Here is an 18,166-nt window from a genome sequence, read left to right on the forward strand (position 1 = left end):
TGTGAACGATGCCAACAGCAATGGTGTGGATGATGGTGTTGAAGCTGATTTAATCGCTGCAGCACAAGCCTTGGTGGTAGAAGCTGAAAGCAAACACCAAGCGGCTGAAGATATGATTGCACAGGCAATCGTAGATGGTGTGATTACACCGCAAGAACAGGCAATGATTGAGGTTGCTGGTGCAGAAGCTGAATCAACTTACAATGCAGCCCAAGTGGCAGTAAATGCTTTACCACAAGATCAGACTCAACAAGACTTGCAAAGTCGTCTTGATGTGCTTGGTCCAATTGCTGTACCTAATCAGCAGGATCTTGATTTACTGGGTGTAGAATTTCTTAGCGAGACAGAGTTGTCTCAGACAGACTTACAAATCCTTGGCTTACTTGAAGGCAATCAAGTACCAACACCTGAGCAAGCACAAGCCAATGGTCAACTGGTGACTGTGGGTGCAAATGGCTTAGGTAATTTAGATATTGTAATTAATCAGGTATCTTTACTGTCGATTGCACAAGCTGTCCAAATCTATGTGTTTGACTCAGAAGGAAATATTGTACATCGTGCTATGACTTCTGATAATCCACTTGCTGCTGATTTGTTGGGTATTCCGCTTTTAGGTCTAACAGATGGTGGTGCTTTAGGTACAACAGTGACTGGACTTGAAGCAGGTGACTATCGTGTATTGGTAGTAAATGACGAAAGTGCAATCTCTCAGTTAGTCGGTTCGCTTACTCTTGCAGATCTTGCTCAAGATGGTGTCGTACTTGGACATGATAACCAACAACTCGTTTTAGATGCTGTTGGATCAGCCTTGGGTTCGTTAGGCCCGGTTGTTGTTGGTCTACTTACACCATTATTGGGTGCGGTAAATGGTCTAGGTATTGATCAAATCCTTCAACCAATTGTATCTATTTTAAATAGTGTTGGTGCTGTAGGCCTTGTTGATGATGTTCTAGATGCTGTCACAGAAGCTCTTGTTAATAATACTTTGAGTCTTTTAGAAGTCACTAATATCACTACTGTGGTGACTCAATTTGGCTTTGAAAATGATAATTTACAAGGTGATGTGCTACTAAATGACTTTATGACCAACAACACAACTGTGACAGCGGTCAATGGGCAAGTTGTAGATTCACTGAGTGGACGCATTACAGTTGAGGGACAATATGGTGTCTTGACTATGAATCCAAATGGTAGTTACTCATATACTGTTAACTTGCTACAAGGTAACCCTGTTGGTCAATCAGATGAGTTTGCTTACACTATCTCGAACGGAATAACCACATCAAACGCGACATTAACCATTAATATTGGTGACTTTGTTGCAGATAGCTTAACCATGGAGCTTGCAGAAGATACGGGTGTATCTGATGGCATTACTCAAAATGGCCAAATGAATATCTTGGGTCTTGAGATTGGCGCAACATGGGAATATAGCACCAATGGTGGTATGACTTGGCAACAAGGTTTTGGCGACAGCTTCACCGTTCCTGAAGGAACCTATGCAGCTTCTACTATTCAAGTGCGTCAAACCAACTGGGCTGGAAGTGTAAGTTCGGTTGCTTCTTATGCAAGTCTAGTTGTTGATCAAACAGCTCCAGATCTAACAGTCTTTGGTGTGTTTGATAATTTGGGTAGTTCACAAGGTCATATTGGCAATGGTGGTACTACAGATGATCAAACACCAGAGCTATATGGTACAGCTGCACCAGGTGCCACGGTGAGCATATTACTCACAAAAGTAGTCACTTCAACAGATACGCCATATACAGTATCAACAGAGGTTACTGCTGATGCGGATGGTAATTGGAACTACACTGCAGATTCGACGTTAATACCAGGTCAATATACCTACACTGTGAGTGTTGCTGATTTAGCAGGAAATATTACAACTGAAGAGTTTAATGTTTCAATAAATGCCCAAAATTCGGATCCATTTGCAGTTTCAGCTGACAATTCATTGTTAGGTATAGTAGGTGCAAACGTTGCTGGCTTGATTGAGCTAGATAAACAAGTGTTTGTAGCAGCAGACCCAAATAACGATTTGACTAAAGTGTTTATTGAGTTAAATAGCGCACTTAGCTTAGGTGGAGAGGAATTTAATTATTCTGAAACATTAAAAAATTTGTTTGGTTACACAGTTGAAGCTAAAACCAGCATATTACAAGTACTTGGTATATTAGGTAGACCCGCTACAATTGAGATTACTAAAACCGGTGGTGGTACTTTAGATAATTTACAGATTAATGAGTTCTTGGCATCTGTCACAATGTCTGGTGGTCTGTTAGGAGATGCATTGTCATTATCTCTACTTTCAAATTTAACCATTACAGCTACTGATAGCAGAAATATTAGTAAATCTTACACCAATACAAAACTGGCTGATGTAGGTTTACTAGGTGACTTGCTTAAAGGTGATGTGAATCCTGTTAAAGAAGGTACTACTGCTGCTGATAATCTTGACTTCTCTGCAAGTACTACAAACGTTCACCTGTATGGTTTAGGTGGTAATGACACTTTAAAAGGCGGAAATGGTAATGACATTATCCGTGGTGGTGCTGGTGAGGACACCATTAATGGCGGTGCTGGTAACGACTACATTAATGGTGGTGCTGGTAACGACATAATCACGGGTGGTGCAGGCGCTGATACAGTGGTATTTGACTTGTTGGACAATGCAGATGCAACAGGTGGTAACGGTGTAGATACTTGGACTGACTTTAGTTTGCTACAAGGTGATATCATTGATGTATCGGCATTATTAGGTCCAGTGCGAGCAGATGATTTAGCCGATTATGTAGAATTAACTTATGATGCAGCAAGTAAAACTGTCGCTGTTTCTATTGATCGTGATGGTGTTGGTAGTGGTACTTCGGCAAATGTATTACTACTAACCAACCAACAATCCGCAATTACTTTAGATGATTTACTACAAAACCAGCAGATTTTGTTCTAATTTAATATAAACTCAATGTATTAAAAGAGGCTCGTAAGAGCCTCTTTTTTTATGGATAAGACTAATTTTTTTAATTATGTGACTATTCTTGTTTATGCTATATTTATCTAAAATGTACGTATAAAAATATTAGGTAACCTGCCCATGACTCCTGTAACGCTTAAAAATTTCTCCCATGTGCTTAGCTTTAAAGAAAAACTAAAATCATGGTTGCTTGAGAGTTTTTTATTGCAAAAACAAGCCTTGTATACTTTGTTTTTTTCTTATGGTTCTACAAAACAGCGTTGCAAAGTCTGGTCAAGTTCTGACCCAGAACCACAAGTATTGATTAAACGCGTGCTGAAATATATTGACCAACAATTTGAAAAAAATCGCGAATTGCCTGAATTTTTAAAATTTGATATTGCGGTTAATATCGAAGAGAAAGCTTGGTCAAGCGTAGTTGATGAAGTGCATCACCAACCGCATAACAACCATTATCGTAAAGGTATTAGTTTTGATGGAAAATTTAATGTTTGTTTTTTAGAGCAAGAAATTTATGGCAAAGCTATAATTAAAGGCTTGGTTTATAATAAGCCCAATTTTTTTGATGAAAAAAACCTCAATACTGCGATTAAGAAAAAATATCCACAGCTCAAAACTCAATTTGAATTAGCAAAAATTAAAAAAGTTTGGGTCTTTGATACCTTAAGCTGTTTTTATGAAAATGGTCAATTTTTACCATTACAATCAACAGGTACAGCCAACGGTGTACGTTATCAAACGACAGATAGACGGGCAGATATTCAAGATATGGTTGTTAAAAATGCCAAATTTCTCCATGGCGAGATTCAAGCAGATGGCAGTTTTATTTATGGCTACTTTCCAGCTTATGCCAACCAAATCAAGAGCTATAATACGGTAAGGCACTGTACAGCTGTATATGCCTTAATTGAAACTTTAGAGGTTGAATATAATCAGGCCTATTTACCCAAAATTAAGCAAGCCATTCATTATGCTATAGAAACATTTTATAAAGAAGTCGATCAAAAAGCCTTTATGATTGATGGTAAAGAAGATGACTTAGAAATCAAATTAGGTGCCAATGCCGCTGCGATCTTTATGTTATGTAAATACCAAGAGGTGGTAGGCGATACTGCTTATTTAGTGTATGCAGAAGCCTTAGCCAAAGGCATTCAACATATGGTGGATCAACAAGGTGAGACCACCCATGTTTTACGCTATCCTTCTTTAGAATTAAAAGAAAAATTCCGTATTGTCTATTATGATGGCGAGGCGGCATTAGGTTTATTACGTTTGTATCAAATCAATCAAGATCAGCCTTTGCTTGATACAGTGAAGTTGATGTTTGAACACTTTATTACCAAAAATTATGATCGTTACCATGACCATTGGTTGAGCTACTGTACTAACGAGTTGACCAAAATTTGTCCTGAAGCCAAATATTTTGAGTTTGGTTTAAATAACTATCTTAAACATATGGATTTTATTCGTAATCGTAAAACAGTGTACGCGACCTTTTTAGAGATGATGATGTCTGCTTATAAAATGGTCACACGTTTAAAAGAGCAAGGGCATACTCAATTATTTGAAAAAGCCAAATATGAAGAACTCAAAGAACTCATTGAATTACGTGTTGAATTTCAGCGTAATGGATTTTTCTATCCTGAAGTGGCGATGTATATGGCTGAGCCACAACAAGTTTTAAATGCCTTTTATGTACGCCATGATCGTTTACGTACTCGTATTGATGATCAAGAGCATAATCTCTCCGGGTATGTGGCTTATCTGAATCATTTTAAATAATTTTTAGAGTTAATTTGGACATAGACATTTACTCAACCTCTGCCAAAAGTGAAGTTTTGAATCAAGCTGAGATTAAACCCATTTTCAGGTATTTTTTAAAGACGTCAGATGATGGCAGAGCTGATTATTTAATAGCACAAGGCTTTAGAGTCATTCCTTGGTTTAAAAGAATGATTCTAAACGCTATTAGTCACTTTATTGATCCATCGAAGCTGTCAATTCACCTACATTGAGTTAAATCTAAGTGCAGCTCAAGAAAATAAGCCTTTTCTAAATCTCATTGTTAGATCATCTATCTTGACAACATGTTAGTCATTCAATTTTTATGATTCGCTGAAAAGTTAATTTTGCAGCCTAAACCATTCAGTTGGTGATATACGCATAGATTTGGAGCTATGGTAATTTAATCTTCACGTCAATTTTCGTAAATCGCACTGAGAATTACGTTGGCTAAAATTACGTTTTTTTCCTACCAAGCTTACTGTAACACGAGTAACCAATTTGCAACCAATTGCATATTGGCTCAATGTTTACATTTTGACAAAACCTCATACACTAAAATAAATGATTACTTATTTTTATATTATTTATAAAAATAAGTTTTATATAAACCGTATCACTATCAAGGATAGGTTTTAGGTGATAATGAGGATTGTGTTATGGGTCAAGATAAACATGATAAGTTTGAAAAGTATATAAAAACCGATGCTGTTTTCTTATCAGGTATGCAAGCATTGGTAGAGTTGCCTAAACTGCAAATTCAGCTAGACCGCTCTCATAACCGCCATACTGCGGCATTGATCAGTGGTTATCGGGGTTCGCCTTTAGGTGGCTACGACCAAATGCTATGGAAACATGAAAAAGAACTCAAAGCCCTAAATATTGTATTTCAGCCCGGATTAAATGAAGATCTAGCGGCCACCGCGCTTTGGGGCACGCAAATGCAAGCTGCCTTTGGCCCAAGCCCTTATCAGGGGGTTTTTGGGATTTGGTATGGTAAAGGTCCAGGCGTTGATCGAACTGGCGATGTATTTCGTACGGCTAATATGTTTGGCACATCAGCTTTGGGCGGTGTACTGGCAATTGCCGGCGATGATCATACGGCGCAATCTTCTACCTTCCCACATCAAACCGATGGGATTTTTCAAGCGGTAGCGATGCCTATTTTACAGCCAAGTAATTTAGCTGAAGTGATTGATTTTGGCTTGGCAGGCATTGCATTATCGCGTTATTCAGGCCTTTGGGTGGCATTAAAAACTGTAGCCGATGTGATTGAGGCAGCAGGATCAGTTGGTATTGCTGAGTTACCTGTATTTTTAAACCCAGCACCTAGTGATGTACCTCTTAATTGGGATGCGAATTTAAAATGGCCAGCCCAGCGTGCTGAACTTGAAAAACGCTTAATCGAACATAAGATTCCTGCTGCAAAAGCATGGGCGCGTTGTAATGCAATTGATCGGGTAATTTATCAGGCCAAAGAAAGCCAGTATGCCATTATCAGTGTAGGAAAAGCCCATCAAGATCTGATGCAAGCTTTAAATGATTTAGGCTTAACTGATCAGCTTGAAGCCTATGGTATATCAATTTATAAAGTCGGCATGTCTTGGCCACTTGAAGAAACAGGATTGCTTAAATTTACCCAAGGCCATGCTAAAGTTTTTGTGCTTGAAGAAAAGCGCAGTATGGTTGAGCAGCAAATTAAAGAGATTTTATATCATAGCGTTTTAAGACCTGAAGTTTTTGGAAAAACACAGCCAGATGGCACGGCATTTTTACCGGAAATTGGTGAGTATTCAAGCGCACTTGTGGCACAAAAACTGTTTGAATTTTTGGGTCGCCCTGAACAATTACATGATCAAATCAAAGCTTTAACGCCTAGTTGTCACTTTGATACAGACGTTGCAAAACGTAGTCCATTTTTTTGTTCAGGCTGTCCACATAATACCTCAACTCGTGTGCCCGAAGGTTCAATGGCAGGTGGCGGTATTGGTTGCCATATTATGGCATTGGTCATGCCTGATCGGCATACCAACACTTTTAGTCAAATGGGTGGTGAAGGCATGCATTGGGTGGGAGCCGCACCGTTTTCACAACGTGCCCATATTTTCCAAAATTTAGGTGATGGTACCTATGAACATTCTGGAATCTTAGCCATCCGTGCAGCTATTGCTGCTAACACCAATATCACCTTTAAAATTTTATACAATGATGCGGTTGCAATGACTGGCGGACAACCCACAGAAGGCAACAATGATCCGGCACGAATTTCAAGACAGCTTGCAGCTGAGGGCATTCAGCATTTAGCTTTGGTGTCTGAAGACCCTCAGCGTTGGCAAAACAACAGTGATGTAGCTGCTCATTGTCAGGTTTATCATCGTGACGAATTGGCAAGTTTACAGCAGCAATTTCAAACTTATGCTGGGGTCAGTGCCATTATTTATGACCAAACCTGTGCGGCTGAAAAAAGACGCCGCCGCAAACAAAAAACACTGCCATCCTCTTCCCAATATGCATTTATTCATGATCGGGTGTGCGAAGGATGTGGGGATTGTTCGGTACAATCCAATTGTATTTCGATTGAACCGTTAAACACCGCTTTTGGCACAAAACGTAAGATTAATCAATCAAGTTGTAATCAAGACTTATCTTGTCTTAAAGGGTTTTGTCCAAGTTTTGTTGAAATTGAGGGACAAAAAAATAGTCAACCCATCAAGCAAAACCTAAACGAACAGGCGTACTTTGAGCGCTTAGTTGATGTTAAGGTGCCTGTGCTGAGTAAGCACAACTACAATATGCTTTTGGCTGGTGTAGGGGGAACAGGTGTGCTCACCATTGCGGCTTTATTAGGTAAAGCCACTGTAGAAGATCAACATGCGGTAAGTGTGCTGGATTTTACTGGTTTGTCGCAAAAAAATGGCGCGGTGTTGAGCCAAGTGCGCTTAGCACAACATGCAGAGCAAATTTTATCCTCACGTATTGGTCACAAAGAAGCTGATATGTTAATTGCAACCGATCTGTTAAATGCTGCAAGCAATGATATGTTGCAACGTCTACAGTCTTCAACGCAGGTGTTTGTGAATTTGGATGTGATGCCAACCGCAGCACTGATTCATGATCGTGATCAATATATCGATGTAGCAAGTTTAATTGAGCGCATTGAAGCTTATGTGCCAAGTGAACATGTGCATCGTTTACATGCCAATCAACTGTGTGAAAAGATATTTGCTGAAACCACATTTGCACATATTTTAATGCTAGGTTTTGCTTGGCAAAAAGCCTGCGTGCCTATTTCTTTAAGCGCACTTAAAACCACGCTTGAGCACGGGGTTGCACCACAACAAAACTTAGCAGCTTTTCAATGGGGGCGTGTTTTTGCCATGCAGCCACAGTTAGAAGCGCAAATTTTACACTCAGACACGCAGCACAGTTCAAAATCATGGACTGAGTTAGTTGAGTTTTATCGCCAAGAATTGGTGGCGTATCAACATGAGGCGTATGCGCAAAGCTATCTTGATTTTATTGAAAAAATAAAGGCTAAGATCAAAAAACATCACCACTATGAGGATTTAATGCAGGTGGTTGCTCAGCAATTGTATCGTTTAATGGCATATAAAGATGAATACGAAGTGGCACGTTTGTATAGTCAGCCAGAATTTCACCACAAGTTAGCTGCCGAGTTCCAAAATACACAAAAATTGAGTATTTGGCTTGCACCGCCTTTATTGAGCCGTATTGACCCGATCACACAACGTCCTAAAAAAATCAAATTTGGTGCGTGGGTATTGAAATTGATGCCTATTTTAGCCAATTTTAAATGGTTACGGGGGCAATGGTATGATCCTTTAGGTCGTCATCCTGAGCGCGTCGCAGAGCGTCAGTTAATACACGATTATATGCAATTGGTAGAACAGGTGGTGGACGGATTAAATGAGCGTAATTTGCCTGCTGCTTTGGAGCTGTGTGGATTGGTAGGTGAGGTGCGTGGTTTTGGTCCTGTAAAAATGCAAGCCTTAAAAGCCTATCAAGATCAGCAAGCAACCGATCTCAAACGCTATCAACAACAGCAGCGTATCATTCCTTTATTTACAGAAGCTTAAATTAAGTTTGGTCATTACCTATGCAACATATTGCATAGGTTTTTTTGTTTATTTTGATAAGTAAAATTAAACAATGAAAATGTGGTTAAATATTGATCAAATATAAAGTTTATTTAGGAAAATCAAGGGAGATATCCAAATATTTATCCACATTTGTTGTGGATAAGTAGTTTAAATCTAGCTTTTGAGTTTATTATGGCTTGAATGGAAATAGACCTTGATGTGTGGATCAAGGTCTATGCATATAAAAGAAATTTAAGATTTTAAAGGAGAAGATTCAACCTTTGCTGTGAGCTTGGCTATGTCTTGTTGGTAATAACGATCAGATTTCATGTACAAGGTACAAATGATAGCAACCACTGCCATACTTACAATATAAATAATGACCCAAGTGGGTTGACCTTGATTGAGGCTGAGCAGTTTGGTGGCAATGAGTGGTGCTAAACCTCCACCTAATACACCTGCAAATTGTACCGAAATTGAAATCCCGCTATAGCGAATTTCTGCGGGAAATTGCCGTGCAAATAGCATAGATTCTGGAGCATACATAATGGGGAAAACCACACCTACAGCTAAGAAAAATGCCAACCAAATCAAATAGGGATTGGCGCTATTGAGCATCATAAAAAATGGATAGCAATACAGTGCCAAAATACACAAACCACATAAAAATAAACGCCGTTGCCCGACTTTATCTGACAAATGTCCACATAATGGTGTGACAACAATAGACAATGCTGCCCCACATACAATTGCAAACAACACCTCTTGACGGGCAATGTTGAGTTGCGTGGTGGCATAGGCCAGCGCAAAAGTGGAGGCAATATAAAACCATGCATTTTCTGCGGCACGCGCCACAATAATGGTGATTAATTCTTTAGGGTGATTTTTAAGGACTCTCAGTGCAGGTACTTTAATGGTTTCAGTATGTTGTTTAACCTTTTCAAAATCTGGTGACTCAGGGACTTTCACTCGAATATACCAACCGACGCCTAAGAGCACGACACTGGCCAAAAAGGGCAAGCGCCAACCCCAGCTAAATAAGGCACTTTCAGGCAGTAAAGACACTAAAGCTAAGGCAATAGAGGCCAGCATAAGCCCCGCACCTGCACTAGCTTGAGGTAAACTACCCCAAAAGCCTTTTTTACCTTCGGGCGCATGTTCGACTGCCATGAGTACTGCGCCGCCCCATTCGCCGCCCATGGCCATACCCTGTACAAAGCGTAGAATCACTAAACAAACCGTTGCCCAATAGCCAATGGTTTCATAAGTAGGCAGTAGGCCAATTAAAATAGTGGGAATGCCCATTAATATTAAGGTGAGCATTAACATAGATTTACGCCCAACCTTATCGCCAAAGTGACCAAAAATAATGCCACCTAAGGGGCGACCAATAAAACCCACCGCATAGGTTGCAAAAGCGGCCAGTACACCTGTTAAAGGGTCAAGGTTAGGAAAGAAAAGTTTGTTGAAAATCAGTGCTGCCGCAGCACCATAAATAAAAAAGTCATACCACTCAATGGTGGTGCCAACCATGCTGGAAACGCCTGCCAGACGGTGGCTTGAACGTGCCTGTTCAACCATAGTACATCCTCATTGTGATTAAAGTGAATTGGGCAGCTGTTATTGTTATTTCTGCCCCCTTTAAACTTGCATTTTTTTTGAGCATGGGTCAATTTACCTAAATACTTAAGTAGTTTTACTCAAGCAAAGGGGAATCCTATGCAACAGGATGTGCTTTTTGATTTAGCACCTACGGCATTGGTGGTGTTAAGTTATCGGCAGATTCAGCAAGTGAATCAGTCGTTTTTAACTCTATTTGGTTATACAAAAGCAGCGCTATTGGGGCAAAGCATGCAGATGCTATTTCCAACCTGTCAGGACTATCAACACGTTGGTGCACAGGCTTGGCAAGGTATTGTTGCTGCACAGGGGGGAGATTATTCAGATCAACGCTTTATGCGTCATAAAAATGGTCAACTGTTTTGGGTGAAAACCCATGCGCGTAGTTTGACCCCTGATGATCCATTTCGTTATATTATTTGGCATTTTGAGGCCGAGCAAAAACCCTCTTTGGTACAACTCACTCCTAGAGAAAAGCAAATTAGCCATTGGGTGGTCAATGGTTATAGTTGTAAACAAATCGCGCGTGAGTTAGGGCTATCACATCGCACTGTGGAAGTACATGTGGCAAACTTAAAAAAGAAATTTTTGATTGAATCTAAAAAGCAATTGGCGACCAAAATGGTGTATTAAGCATAAAAATCTTAATTGCTTAAAGGATTGCTATTAAGCTGAATGATATTTTTATAAAGCATAAAAATAAGCCCACATTCAGGCGTGAACGTGGGCTTACTTTGAATTAATTACTTAAAGAAGTTCTTTACGTAATTGCGCAGGTGATTTGCTTGATAATAGACCTGGTGCTACATCAAATGCAGTTTTGGCACCGTACTGTTGCATTTGATTCATGCGGTAGCAGGCACGTGAATAAGCCACCAAAATACTTGCAGTAAATTCAGGGTTGCTGTCTAACTTTAAAGCAAACTCAATCACTTGAGATTGTTCATCACTGGTGTTACCACTGCGAATCACAAAACCACCATGCGGCATGCTTTGGTGATCTTGAGCCAATGTTGCGTCATCAATGAAGTTGACTGTGGTGTCGTAGTCGGCAAAGTAATCAGGCATGGTGACAATGGCTTGTTCAACAGCTTTTGCATCTGCACCTTGTTCTAACACTACATAGCATTCACGGGTATGTTTGTCTTTGGTGCTAAGTACAGGGCGTGCACCGCTACGCACTTGTTCAATCGCATCTGTTGATGGAAGGGTATATTGCACACCTGCTTTGACACCCTCTACACGGCGAATTGCATCTGAGTGACCTTGGCTTAAGCCTTTACCCCAAAATGTGTAAGTTTCGCCATCGGGAAGTAATGCTTCACCAAATAAACGGTTGATTGAGAACATACCTGGATCCCAACCAATCGAGATCATTGCAGTTTTTTGGTTGGCTGTTGCAGGTGCATCTACAGACGCATAGTACTCTGGAATACGCGCGTGCGTATCAAAGCTGTCTACAATGTTAAATAAACCGGCCAATGCTGGACCTTGTTTTGGTAAATCGTCTTTTGAGCCACCACATAAAATTAAGACATCGATTTTGTCTTGAAAATCATTCAGGTTATCCATGTGAAATACAGCAGTGTCTGCAAAACATGGCACTACAGTTTCAGGAGCACGGCGTGTAAAAATCCCCACCAGTTGTAGGTCAGGGTTTTTGTGAATGGCTCTTTCAACGCCACGACCTAAGTTGCCATAACCGGCAATACCAATACGAATAGGATTTTGCATAAAGATGATTCACTTCATGAGAATTTAAAAAATGAGTCAACAGACTCATGTTTATTACCCAAAGACCATTAAATGGCTAGGTAAAAACACGCTAAGGTATATCACTTTTCAAGTATGAACTTTAGTCCACGCATCCAAGCGCTCTTTGATTAAAATGAACTGTACGTTAAAGAACAACAGATGCAAGCATTAAAACTTCATCGAAAAGCGGTCTATTGTAAACTAACATCTAGGTGATGTTTTAGTGTAATCAAACCAGATTAACCGCATAACGCACGATTTTTAAGCAATAATACGATAAAATTTCGCCTGTATTGCCAAGAGTATGTTTATTTAAAGCAAAGATTTTTTATCCAGTACTTCCCTTGTAATCTTACACAACACTATTTTTTGTAGTGTTTATCAATCAGCCAACTTCGTTTGGGCTAAGCACTTTTGCAATGCGAGTTGCATGGTGTACTGCACGGCTGAGCAAAATCAAAATTTATTTTTACATGTTGGCATTGAAACGCTGATTACTTCCCAATTAGCAATATTGTCTATTGTGAGTGTAATCAGCCATCACAGACCTATTTCATTAGGTGCTTGTTCTATTTTTAAGCTGATACCCACTACAAATGGTTAACTTGAGATAAAAAGTTGCCTCATAGATTGTGAAAAGAATTAAAAAAGCCTTAATACGGAAATTTCGAATGACTAGAACAGAAAAGGAAAATTGCCTTATAAGGCCATTGATCCATACTGCAGATATCCCCAGTCAATGAGATTTCACTGTGAAACATACCCGCATTCGTACTTTTAATACGCAAAAAACTTATCCAGAACAAAACTTAGACAATGATTTGTGTCAAGCCGTCGTGGCGCGTGGCAGTACCGTATTTTTACGTGGACAAATTGGTCAGAACCTCGATACCTGTGAAAGTGTCTGCATTGGTGATGTTGCCGGTCAAACCGAACAAGCCATGTACAACATCAAAATGTTACTTGAAGAAGCAGGGGGGGGACTCGAAGACATCTGCAAAATTACCATTTATATCATTGACCCACGTTACCGTGAAGATGTGTACCGTGTGGTTGGCAAGTGGTTAAAAGGTGTTTTTCCTGTGTCGACAGGTCTGGTCGTATCTGCGTTGGCACGTCCTGAATGGTTGGTCGAAATTGATGCCACTGCTGTGATTGCAGACAAAGTCAATTGAGGAGCATTAAACGATGACATTTTCAATTATTGCACGTTGCCACAAAACGGGGCAATTTGGCGCTGCGATTAGCTCATCTTCACCTGCGGTCGCCGCGCGGTGCATTCAAGCTAAATCAGGGGTGGGGGTTGCAACATCGCAGAACATTACCGATCCATACTTGGCAAACATTTTGCTAGATATGACCAAATATGATCTAGCTCCAGAAGAGTCGATTGCTGAATTGGTCAAAAATACCGATTTTATTGAGTATCGCCAGCTAAGTGTACTCAATGCCAAGGAAAAACCTGCTGCATTTAGTGGCAAATACACCTTGGGTGTGCATTCTGAGTGCATCGGTGAGCATGCTGTTGGTGCAGGCAATTTATTGGCCAACAGCGCCGTGCCCCAAGCCATGGTGACTGCTTTTGAAAACATGCAAGGACCATTGGCGCAGCGCTTAATGCAGGCACTCAAAGCCGGTTTAGCCGCAGGGGGAGAAGCAGGACCAGTTCATTCTGCAGGTCTATTGGTGGTAGATAAACTTGAATGGCCTGTGGTGAATTTACGTGTTGATTGGTCTGAGACTCCAATTGAGGATCTTGATCAACTGTGGAAATTATATGAACCGCAAGTTGAAGCCTATGTCAGTCGGGCACTCGATCCGGGTGGCGCACCAAATTATGGTGTGCCTGGCGAACAATAGGTCTGCAACCTTGCATGAACCAAGGGTACACGCGTGCTAAATCGAATTTCATTACGCCAAATGCAATATTTTGTTGCTACTGCTGAAAGTGGAAGTATTATTATTGCTTCAGAGAAAATTCATGTTTCATCGCCCTCTATTTCTGCGGCAATTGCGCATATTGAATCAGAATTAAAGGTGCAATTGTTTATTCGCCAGCATGCCAAAGGCTTGATGTTGACCAATATTGGCCAACAAGTGATGCAAGAGTGTAAAGTCATTTTAAGTCAGGCCAACAGTCTATATGCTTTGGCTGCAGATTTCTCAGGTTCGATTCGTGGACCCTTGAAATTAGGATGTTTTAGTGCCTTTTCACCCATGATCTATGCTGAAATCATTCATGGGTTTACCAATTTATATAAAAATGTCACCTTGCAATTGTGTGAAGATGACCAACAGGTATTGCTCAATAGTTTAAGTCGCAATGAGTTAGATGTGGTGCTCAGCTATGACTTAAATATTGATCAAGATTTAATTCATTTTGAGCCACTTGCTGTATTGCCACCCCATGTTTTGGTCAGTGAAGCACATCCTTTGGCAAAAAATGCCGCCGTGACTTTAGATGAGTTGGCCACTTATCCTATGGTGTTGTTGGACATGCCATACAGCAACGACTATTTTATTTCTTTATTTAGACAACAAAAGCTCAGTCCACAAGTGGCACATTCATCACGCCATGTGGATGTGGTGCGTTCAATGGTGGCCAATAATTTAGGTTATACCATTTTAAATGTGCGTCCTAAAAATAATTATTCGCTTGATGGGAAACGCTTAGTGCGTTTAAGAATTGCAGGTGAGCATCGTCCCATGAAAATTGGCTTAGCGACCGCTAAAAATGCCAACTTAAACACTGTAGCGCAAGCTTTTATTAGCCGTTGTCGTGCTTTTTTATCCAATCAATATATTCCTGGTATGGGCGATGCACATTTTTTTGATGCACATGTTAAAACTAAACCTGCGCTGCAAGAGGCTTAATGTATGAATAACTTAAGCAGTATTGAGATTTTGTCCACCTTAATTGCCTTTGATACCACCTCATATAAAAGTAATCTTGAGTGTATTTTTTATATTCAAGCGCTATTGGAGCAGTATGGGATTGAGGTCACCCTCAATTTTAATGCAGCGCACAACAAAGCTAATTTGTTGGCAAGCATTGGTCCTGTGGATCAGCCGGGTATTTTACTCTCAGGTCATTCTGACGTAGTGCCCATCGAGGGGCAGCAGTGGGATACACCTGCATTTGTTGCCACGCATAAAAATGAGTTAATTTATGGACGTGGCACAGCCGACATGAAAGGTTTTTTAGCCTGCGCGATTATGTGTATGCTAAAGGCCAAGCAACAGTCTTTAAAGCAACCCCTACATTTATGTATTTCTTATGATGAAGAAATTGGCTGTATTGGCGTGCGTGGTATTTTAGAGCAACTCAAAGCCACGCTTAGGCCACCATTACTGTGTGTGATTGGCGAACCGACCATGATGCAACTGGCGTTGGCCCATAAGGGTAAAACGGTATTTCGTGCCACTTGTTGTGGGGAAGAAGGTCACTCAGCATTGGCACCACGTTATGTCAATGCCATTCATGTGGCCAGTCACTTGGTACAAGCACTGCAACAGGCACAACAGCATTTACATGATCACGGTGCGCAAGATCACGGTTATGATATTCCTTACAGTACTGTACATGTAGGGAAAATAGCAGGTGGAACAGCCTTAAATATTGTACCTAATCAATGTATTGTAGATTATGAAATTCGGCATTTGGCACAGGATCGTAGCCAAGATATTCAAGCTTTAATTTTCGAAAAAATGCATCTACATGAGAATGCGCATATACAGATCGAAGAAGTCAATCAATATCCGGGGCTAAAAACCTCATCGACCATTCAAGCGGTACAATTTATACAAAAAATGCTGCCTGAGGATACCTCAATCGGTAATATTTCTTTTGGCACTGAAGGCGGTTTGTTTCAAGCTGCACTTGATTGTCCTGTGGTGGTATGTGGACCTGGTGACATTGCTGTGGCACATAAACCCAATGAATATGTGTCGATTGAACAATTAAAACAGTGTGATGTATTTTTAAATCAATTGCTGATGAGCATTGTACACAGCTAATACAGCAACATATTTATTGAAGTGAGTTTTTAATTTAAAAATCCAAGACCTCTTGAAAATTAGGTCTTTTTTTTGCTTTTTAAAAACGAGCCTATTGCATCAAATTTTCAAAATTACTTATTCAGCTAAATTCCGCTATAACTAAATGAATAGAAAATAAATATGCAGATAGGGGCGATGAATGGATTTTAATTGGGTATATACATTCACATTATTATCACATCAAGATTTTTGGTTAGCCACTTGGACCGTGATTCAACTGAGTGTTTTAGTTTGGGTTGTGGGCATTGTCTTGGGTTTTGTTTTAGCCTTAGGCAAGCAATCTCGTTTTAAAGTGCTTGCTTGGTCAAGCGATACTTATATCTGGTTTTTTCGTAGTTTGCCGCTGTTGGTGTTGTTGGTATTTGTGTATAACTTGCCACAGATTTTCCCAAGTTCAAGCGTACTCTTGGCATCGCCTTTTATGGCAGGTTTAATTGCCATGATTTTAAGCGAAGCTGCCTATATTGCCGAAATTCATCGGGGCGGTTTAAGCTCAATTCATAAAGGTCAAATCGAAGCAGGTAAGGCCTTGGGCTTAAAGTATTCTGGTATTCAGCGCTTGATTGTCATGCCACAGGCTTTTCGTGTGGCTTTACCGGCTTTAGGCAATGAATATGTGTCTATCGTAAAACTCACCTCATTGGTTTCCGTGATTTCACTGACAGAAATTTTACTCATCGGGCAACGCCTATATACCCAAAATTTCTTGGTGATGAAAACCATGCTTGCAGTGGCATTTTACTATGTTTTGATTGTGACGCTGTTTGGTTGGTTGATTCATTGGTTTGAAAGAAAAATTGATATTAGCCAACGTAAGCCCGGCTTATTACATGCAGATGATCCGTTGTATCAGCTACCCCAAGCATCGGTACGTGCTCGTAAAGAACTCACTACACAACGTACAGGTGAATATGCTTTAGAAGCACTCAATATTCATAAGTCATATGGTCAACAACAGGTATTAAAAGGCATTGATCTTCAAGTGAAATGGGGTGAAGTAATTTCAATTATTGGACCCTCTGGTTCTGGTAAAACCACTTTTATTCGTACTTTAAATGGTTTAGAAAAACTAGATCAAGGTACCGTCAATCTATTGGGTCAACCATTTTTAAAAGACCAAGAATTAACCGAAGAATCTCCAGCCTATAAAAAACAGATTGTCAATGTTGGCATGGTATTTCAAAGCTTTAACTTATTTCCACACAAAACGATTTTGGAAAATGTCATGTTGGCGCCGTTATATCATGCTATGGGAACGGTATTGGATAGCAAAATCACTGCATTGGCCATGCTTGAAAAAGTCGGCATGAAACCACATGCTCATAAATATCCGCATCAACTTTCAGGCGGGCAACAACAGCGTGTTGCCATTGCGCGAGCTTTGGCAATGCAGCCTTCAATTATTTTGTTTGACGAGCCTACATCAGCCCTTGATCCAGAGTTGGTCAATGAAGTGCTTAAAGTGATTGAGGAGTTGGCAGGTGAAGGTCTTACCATGATTATTGTCACCCATGAAATGCATTTTGCCTTTAAAGTTTCTGATCGTGTGGTGTTTATGGAAGGTGGGCATATTGTTTTAAATGATCATCCGGATGTTCTTAAACAAGCTGAACACCAACGTCTGGATAAATTTATTGCCAAAGCGGCTTAAAGCATAAACTGATGTGAAAAAAGTGGCCAAAATGGCTGCTTTTTTGTTTGTAATACGCTTAAAACACAGGCTTTTCTTTTTATAAAGCATTAGGTAAAAAAATCCTAATCGGATTTTGATACAGATTCTTTTATAGTTTAAATCAACAATAGATCTCTTGCGAAAGTTAATTTAAGAGCATCCAATTCACCATTCCAGCAATTAAATTCATTCTTAGACCAA

The 18,166-nt window shown here is 40.1% G+C and carries 11 protein-coding genes; 9 read left to right on the top strand and 2 right to left on the bottom strand.

All coding sequences use genetic code 11. From position 1 onward, the window contains the following. The 3 genes from Q0017_RS10855 to Q0017_RS10865 form a co-directional block, all read left to right on the top strand. Positions 1 to 2,953: Ig-like domain-containing protein (locus Q0017_RS10855; protein ID WP_298146576.1), on the top strand; the 2,953-nt coding region annotated here is incomplete at its 5' end. A gap of 144 nt (positions 2,954 to 3,097) precedes the next feature. Next, a complete protein-coding gene (locus Q0017_RS10860; protein ID WP_298146579.1) occupies positions 3,098 to 4,759 on the top strand; it encodes a poly alpha-glucosyltransferase in 1,662 nt (553 codons plus the stop codon). Between the two features lie 659 nt (positions 4,760 to 5,418). Continuing rightward, on the top strand, positions 5,419 to 8,856 hold the full coding sequence (locus Q0017_RS10865; RefSeq protein ID WP_298146582.1) for an indolepyruvate ferredoxin oxidoreductase family protein: 3,438 nt from the start codon (positions 5,419 to 5,421) through the stop codon (positions 8,854 to 8,856). A gap of 255 nt (positions 8,857 to 9,111) precedes the next feature. Here the strand turns inward: Q0017_RS10865 and Q0017_RS10870 are convergent, their stop codons facing one another. Continuing rightward, positions 9,112 to 10,440 (bottom strand): MFS transporter, encoded by a 1,329-nt coding sequence (locus tag Q0017_RS10870; RefSeq protein ID WP_298146585.1) that lies wholly within the window; start codon positions 10,438 to 10,440, stop codon positions 9,112 to 9,114. Between the two features lie 138 nt (positions 10,441 to 10,578). Here Q0017_RS10870 and Q0017_RS10875 point away from each other — a divergent pair, with 138 nt between their 5' ends. Next, positions 10,579 to 11,112 carry a LuxR C-terminal-related transcriptional regulator gene (locus Q0017_RS10875; protein WP_298146588.1) on the top strand — a complete coding sequence of 178 codons (534 nt, stop codon included), beginning with the start codon at positions 10,579 to 10,581 and terminating at the stop codon, positions 11,110 to 11,112. Positions 11,113 to 11,226: 114 nt separating this feature from the next. Here Q0017_RS10875 and Q0017_RS10880 read toward each other — a convergent pair whose 3' ends face one another. Continuing rightward, positions 11,227 to 12,213 (bottom strand): diaminopimelate dehydrogenase, encoded by a 987-nt coding sequence (locus Q0017_RS10880; RefSeq protein WP_298146591.1) that lies wholly within the window; start codon positions 12,211 to 12,213, stop codon positions 11,227 to 11,229. Between the two features lie 773 nt (positions 12,214 to 12,986). Between Q0017_RS10880 and Q0017_RS10885 the strand changes: the two genes are divergently transcribed. The 5 genes from Q0017_RS10885 (at position 12,987) to Q0017_RS10905 (ending at position 17,944) form a co-directional block, all read left to right on the top strand. Then, complete coding sequence (locus Q0017_RS10885; protein ID WP_298146594.1) at positions 12,987 to 13,409, top strand: RidA family protein; 423 nt, start codon at positions 12,987 to 12,989, stop codon at positions 13,407 to 13,409. 13 nt (positions 13,410 to 13,422) lie between these two features. Next, on the top strand, positions 13,423 to 14,094 hold the full coding sequence (locus Q0017_RS10890) for a DUF1028 domain-containing protein (protein ID WP_298146597.1): 672 nt from the start codon (positions 13,423 to 13,425) through the stop codon (positions 14,092 to 14,094). A 33-nt stretch (positions 14,095 to 14,127) separates the two neighbouring features. Continuing rightward, positions 14,128 to 15,108, top strand: coding sequence for a LysR family transcriptional regulator (locus Q0017_RS10895; RefSeq protein WP_298146599.1), 981 nt, complete (start codon positions 14,128 to 14,130; stop codon positions 15,106 to 15,108). 3 nt (positions 15,109 to 15,111) lie between these two features. After that, a complete protein-coding gene (argE, locus tag Q0017_RS10900; RefSeq protein ID WP_298146602.1) occupies positions 15,112 to 16,251 on the top strand; it encodes an acetylornithine deacetylase in 1,140 nt (379 codons plus the stop codon). A gap of 181 nt (positions 16,252 to 16,432) precedes the next feature. Continuing rightward, positions 16,433 to 17,944: an amino acid ABC transporter permease/ATP-binding protein gene (locus Q0017_RS10905; protein ID WP_298146605.1), complete on the top strand. Its 1,512-nt coding sequence runs from the start codon at positions 16,433 to 16,435 to the stop codon at positions 17,942 to 17,944. Positions 17,945 to 18,166: the final 222 nt, after the last annotated feature.

This window comes from uncultured Acinetobacter sp., from assembly GCF_947624825.1.
Taxonomy (GTDB): domain Bacteria; phylum Pseudomonadota; class Gammaproteobacteria; order Pseudomonadales; family Moraxellaceae; genus Acinetobacter.

Excerpts from the sequence above, each read along its gene's own strand:
- Q0017_RS10860 (WP_298146579.1), top strand. The coding sequence starts at position 3,098 with ATGACTCCTGTAACGCTTAAAAATTTCTCCCATGTGCTTAGCTTTAAA.
- Q0017_RS10865 (WP_298146582.1), top strand. The coding sequence starts at position 5,419 with ATGGGTCAAGATAAACATGATAAGTTTGAAAAGTATATAAAAACCGAT.
- Q0017_RS10870 (WP_298146585.1), bottom strand. The coding sequence starts at position 10,440 with ATGGTTGAACAGGCACGTTCAAGCCACCGTCTGGCAGGCGTTTCCAGC.
- Q0017_RS10875 (WP_298146588.1), top strand. The coding sequence starts at position 10,579 with ATGCAACAGGATGTGCTTTTTGATTTAGCACCTACGGCATTGGTGGTG.
- Q0017_RS10880 (WP_298146591.1), bottom strand. The coding sequence starts at position 12,213 with ATGCAAAATCCTATTCGTATTGGTATTGCCGGTTATGGCAACTTAGGT.
- Q0017_RS10890 (WP_298146597.1), top strand. The coding sequence starts at position 13,423 with ATGACATTTTCAATTATTGCACGTTGCCACAAAACGGGGCAATTTGGC.
- argE (WP_298146602.1), top strand. The coding sequence starts at position 15,112 with ATGAATAACTTAAGCAGTATTGAGATTTTGTCCACCTTAATTGCCTTT.
- Q0017_RS10905 (WP_298146605.1), top strand. The coding sequence starts at position 16,433 with ATGGATTTTAATTGGGTATATACATTCACATTATTATCACATCAAGAT.